Source organism: Streptomyces niphimycinicus, from assembly GCF_018883605.1.
Taxonomy (GTDB): Bacteria; Actinomycetota; Actinomycetes; order Streptomycetales; family Streptomycetaceae; genus Streptomyces; species Streptomyces niphimycinicus.
In genome coordinates this window covers 1-5,412 of the sequence record NZ_JAHLEM010000294.1, presented here as the reverse complement: position 1 = coordinate 5,412, position 5,412 = coordinate 1, and the positions used below count along the sequence as shown (strand labels likewise).

The following is a 5,412-nucleotide window of genomic DNA, read 5'->3' as shown; positions in this document are numbered from 1 at the left end:
CCGCCCGGCCTCCCGCCACGGCGGGCGTGGTGGCGGCCGCCCGGCCTCCCGTCACGGCGAGCGCGGCGCCGCCCAGGGCGCCGGTGGCCGTGGCCGTCAGAAAGGTCCGGCGACTGGTTCCGGGACTCTGTGCCATCTCAGGTTCCTTCCGTGGGGGAGGACGCAGTGGGGACCAGCCGGGCGCGGATCCGGCCTGCATACGAGCCCCTGCCTCATGCCGATGCGTTCAGAAGACCGAATGTCGTTGGAGTAACGGAACATAGGCTTGCCGTGATATAGCGTCAAGACAAGCTGCGTAAGGTGTCGGCAACCGGGGCCAGCGGGGCGTCGGGCCGGGGAGCGGAGGCTGGCGTGGAATCGGTGTCGGGAGCAGCGCGGGTCCGGCGTCACGAGGACGTCAAGTCCGCGGCGCGCGTCCTGGAAGTGCTCGAACTCCTCGGTGCCGAGGGCGCCCGGCTCTCCCTCGCCGACATGGCGAGCACCCTGGCCGTGCCCAAGAGCAGCCTGCACGCCGTACTGCGCACCATGGAGTCCCGCCGCTGGGTCGAGACGGACCCGTCGGGAACGCTGTACAGCCTCGGCCTCAAGGCGCTGCTGACCGGCACCGCCTATCTGGAGAGCGACGACCTCGCCGGGATCGCCGGGCCCGTGCTGGACCTGCTGGCCGAGGAGACCGGCGAGGCCGTCCACCTCGGGCGGCTGGACGATACGGACGTCGTCTATCTGGCCAAACGCGAATCCCGCCATGCCCTGCGGATGTACTCCGCGGTCGGCCGCCGGCTGCCCGCGCATGCCACCGCGCTCGGCAAGGCGATCCTGTCCCAGTACGACGCGGCGGAGATCCAGCGCCGGCTCAACTGGCCGTTGCCGGCGCTGACTCCGAGCACCGTCACCGACCCGGACGAGTTGCTCGCCCAGCTCGCCGACGCCCGTAAGCGCGGCTGGGCACAGGACGAGGGCGAGAGTTCGGTGGACATCCGCTGTGTGGCGGTCCCGCTCGGTACCGGCCACGGCGGCGGCGACGCGATCAGTTGCTCGGCGCCGCGCAGCCGGATGGACGACGCCCGGCTGAGCGAGATCGCCGTCCATGTCACCGAGGCGGCCCACTCGTTGCGGACCCTGCTGAGGCGCCTCGGCGAGCACTGAGCCCCGCACGCCACCGCACACCGCCGCACACCCCGGGCCGGACCGTATCCCGGTACGGTCATTGACACCGCTCCTGAACCCTCATTACGTTCGAATGGACGATTGCCATTCGGTTATCAGAATGGGTACGAGCACAAGGGTCCCCTCCACCCTGCCGAAGGCCCGTACCGCGGCGCGACGGCGCGCGCCTGTGCTCAGCACTTCCGCGAGTATCCCCACTGCATACGGAGGACCTTCGTGCACAGGAAACGCCTCGGACTGCGCAGATCTCTCGCGCTGTTCGCCGGAACACTGCTCACCGGAGCCACCCTGACGCTCACCGCCCCGGCGGCGGACGCCAGGCCCGACCCCGACCGGACGGCCGCCGCCCCCGCCGCGGCACCCGTGTTCCAGCAGGTCACCCTCGCCAAGGGGGTGGCCGAGACGGGTGAGCCGATGTCGCTGGCCGTGTTGCCCGACCGTTCGGTGCTGCACACCTCGCGCGACGGCACCCTGCGGCTCACCGACGCGGCAGGCACCACCAAGGTCGCCGGCACGCTGCCGGTGTACAGCCACGACGAGGAGGGGCTCCAGGGCGTCGGGGTCGACCCGGGCTTCAGCGCCAACCGCTTCATCTACCTCTACTACGCGCCGCCGCTGAACACACCGGGCGGTGACGCCCCGGAGAACGGCACGGCCGCGGACTTCACCAAGTTCGACGGCGTCAACCGGCTCTCCCGGTTCGTGCTCAAGACCGACGGCACCCTGGACCGGGCCAGCGAGAAGACCGTGCTGGAGGTCAAGACCTCCCGCGGCATGTGCTGCCACGTCGGCGGCGACATCGACTTCGACGCACAGGGCAATCTGTATCTGTCGACCGGCGACGACTCCAACCCCTTCGCCTCCGACGGCTACACCCCCATCGACGAGCGGGCGAGCCGCAATCCGGCCTTCGACGCCCAGCGCAGCGCGGGCAACACCAACGACCTGCGTGGCAAGATCCTGCGCATCAAGGTCAAGGCGGATGGCTCGTACGACATCCCGGCGGGCAACCTCTTCGCCCCCGGCACCGCCAGGACCCGCCCCGAGATCTACGCGATGGGATTCCGCAACCCGTTCCGGATGAGTGTCGACAAGCCCACCGGGGTGGTCTACGTGGGCGACTACGGGCCCGACGCGGGTAACGCCAGCTCCACCCGCGGCCCGCAGGGCATGGTGGAGTTCGCCCGGGTCACCAAGGCGGGCAACTTCGGCTGGCCCTACTGCGTCGGCAAGAACCAGCCGTACATCGACTACGACTTCGCCACCGGCACCTCCGGCTCCGCCTTCAACTGCGCCGCGCCGAAGAACACCTCGCCGAACAACACCGGCCTCACCGATCTGCCCCCGGCCCAGGCCGCCTGGATTCCCTACGACGGCGGGTCGGTGCCCGAGTTCGGCTCCGGCTCGGAATCCCCGATGGCCGGACCGGTCTACCGCTACGACGCCAACCTCAACTCGCCGGTGAAGTTTCCGCAGGAGTACGACGGCGACTTCTTCGCGGGAGAGTTCGGCCGCAAGTGGATCAAGCGGATCGACCAGGGCGCGGACGGCACGGTCGGCTCCATCAACGCCTTCCCCTGGACCGGCACCCAGGTGATGGACATGGCCTTCGGCCCGGACGGCGCGCTGTACGTCCTGGACTACGGCACCGGATGGGGCGCGGGCGACGCCAACTCGGCGCTGTACCGCATCGAGAACGTCGTCGGCGGCCGGGCGCCGGTCGCCCAGGCGTCCAGCGACAAGACCTCGGGCAAGGCCCCGCTCCAGGTGAAGTTCTCCTCATCCGGCACCAGTGACCCCGACGGCGACGCCATCGGCTACAACTGGGACTTCGGCGACGGCGGCAAGTCCACCGAGGCCAATCCGGCGCACACCTACTCCGCGAACGGCACCTACACCGCCACCCTGACCGCCCGGGACCCCGGCGGCCTGACCGGCACGGCCAGCGTCCACATCACCGTCGGCAACACCGCGCCGACGGTCACCCTGGAACTGCCCGGCGACGGCCAGTTGTTCACCTTCGGCGACAAGGTGCCCTTCCGGATCAAGGTCAGCGACCCGGAGGACGGCACCATCGACTGCGCCAAGGTGAAGATCACCCATCTGCTCGGGCACGACAGCCACGCCCACCCCATCACCTCGGCCACCGGCTGTGAGGGCACCCTCCAGACGCTGGCGGACGGAGAACACGACGAGAACGCCAATATCTTCGGGGTCTTCGACGCCGAATACACCGACAAGGGAGCGGGCGGCCAGCCCGCGCTGACCACCCACACCCAGCATGTCGCGCAGCCGGGGCACCGCCAGGCCGAGCACTACACCGCGTTCCAGGGCATCGAGCAGGCGAGCCACTCCACCGCGCACGGTGGCAAGACGGTCGGCTTCACCGACAACGGCGACTGGATCTCCTTCAAGCCGTACCTCCTGAACAACGCCACCAAGCTGACGGCCCGCATCTCCTCCGGCGGACCCGGCGGCACCATCGAGGTCCGCGCGGGCAGCCCCACCGGGACGCTGCTGGGAACCGCGACCGTGCCCGCCACCGGCGGCTGGGAGAACTTCCAGGACGTGAGCGCCACGCTCGGCGGCGCCCCCTCGGGGACGACGACGCTCTACTTCGTCTTCAAGGGCGTCACCGGCCAGGGCAACCTCTTCGACCTGGACGACTTCACCTTCACCACCGGCTGAGCCGGTACCGGGCAGGGCCGCGCCGGACAACCCGAGGGGACTCGCCGGACGGCCCTCGCGGCGGGGAGGAGAACGCCGACTCCTCCCCGCCGCATTTCTGTGCCCGCTGTCAATTCTCTTATCTGACACAGTCGATGGAAGGCCGCTCATTTTCCTCCTGACAGGGCGTCGGACTGCTTCCTTTGCCGAATAAATCCGCAGGTCACAGCCGCAGTTGACGACAACGGGACGGTAGTTGGGCCGAAGCGTTGACGTGATAACACACATGGTTTTACATAAGCGTCACGCGCACTTTCCCGGGGCAGGCAGGAGGAAGGGCCGACCATGCACGACGACCGGCACGCCGTGGAAGAGCGCATCGCGAAGTTCATCGCCGAGCGCCTGCGCCCGGCGCTGTACGGCGACCGCGTCCCGCTGGAGGTCGCCGCCTGGCACCTCCCGGGGGAGCCGGTGCCGGTGGCCGACGCGCTGCGCGCCGAGTACCGGCCGTTCGTCACCGGTGGAAGCTGGGGCGGCCCCTGGTCGACCACCTGGTTCCGCGCCACCGCCACGGTCCCCGAACGGTGGGCGGGCCGCCGGGTGGAGGCCCTGTTCGACCTCGGCTTCGATCTCTCGCGCGGCCCCGGAGGCCAGGCCGAGGGCCTGGTCCACGACGCCGACGGCACCCCGCTGGAGGGCCTGCACCCCCACAACCGCTCGGTGCCGCTGACCCTGCGCGCAGTCGGCGGCGAGAGCGTATGCCTGCTCGTCGAGGCCGCCGCCAATCCGCCCATCGTCGGCAGCGCGGGCATCGGCACCCACTACGGCCACCGGCTCACCGCGGGCGAGGAGGACCTGTTTCGCCTGCGCCGCGCCGACCTCGTGGTCCGCGAGGAGGACGTCTGGCAGCTCATCCACGACATGGAGGTGCTGGACGAGCTGATGCGTGAGCTGCCCCTCGGGCTGCCGCGCCGCCACGAGATCCTGCGCGCCCTCCAGTGGGCCGCGGACAGTGTGCCCCCGCGCCGCGTCGCCGCGGGCGCCGCGGCGGCCCGCGCGATCCTGCGCCCGGTCCTGGACCGGCGCGCCCACGACTCCGCGCACACCATCGCGGCCGTGGGACACGCCCATATCGACTCCGCCTGGCTGTGGCCGCTGCGCGAGACCGTGCGCAAATGCGCCCGGACGTTCTCCACCATGGCCGCGCTGGCCGAGGAGTACCCGGAGCTGGTCTTCGCCTGCTCGTCCGCCCAGAGTTACGCGTGGATGCGCGACCACCAGCCGGATGTCTTCGAGCGGATCAAGAAAGCGGTGGCCGACGGCAACTGGGTGCCGGTCGGCGGCATGTGGGTCGAGGCCGACGGCAATCTGCCCGGCGGCGAGGCCCTGGCGCGTCAGCTCGTCCACGGCCGCCGCTTCTTCGCCCAGGAGCTCGGCGTGGAGACCGACGGCGTCTGGCTGCCCGACTCCTTCGGCTACACCGCCGCCTATCCGCAGCTCGCCGCGCTCGCGGGCGCCCGCTGGTTCCTCACCCAGAAGTTGTCCTGGAACGAGACCAACAAGCCGCCCCACCACACC

3 protein-coding genes are annotated in these 5,412 nt (G+C 70.4%); all 3 read left to right on the top strand.

Translation table 11 applies throughout. From position 1 onward, the window contains the following. Positions 1–351: 351 nt before the first annotated feature. A complete protein-coding gene (locus tag KN815_RS25440; RefSeq protein WP_216344249.1) occupies positions 352–1,146 on the top strand; it encodes an IclR family transcriptional regulator in 795 nt (264 codons plus the stop codon). Positions 1,147–1,383: 237 nt separating this feature from the next. Next, the gene (locus tag KN815_RS25435; RefSeq protein WP_216344248.1) at positions 1,384–3,855 is read left to right on the top strand and encodes a PQQ-dependent sugar dehydrogenase; all 2,472 of its coding nucleotides are present in this window, start codon (positions 1,384–1,386) and stop codon (positions 3,853–3,855) included. A 324-nt stretch (positions 3,856–4,179) separates the two neighbouring features. After that, on the top strand, positions 4,180–5,412 hold a 1,233-nt coding region (locus KN815_RS25430; protein WP_507229910.1), incomplete at its 3' end, for a glycoside hydrolase family 38 N-terminal domain-containing protein.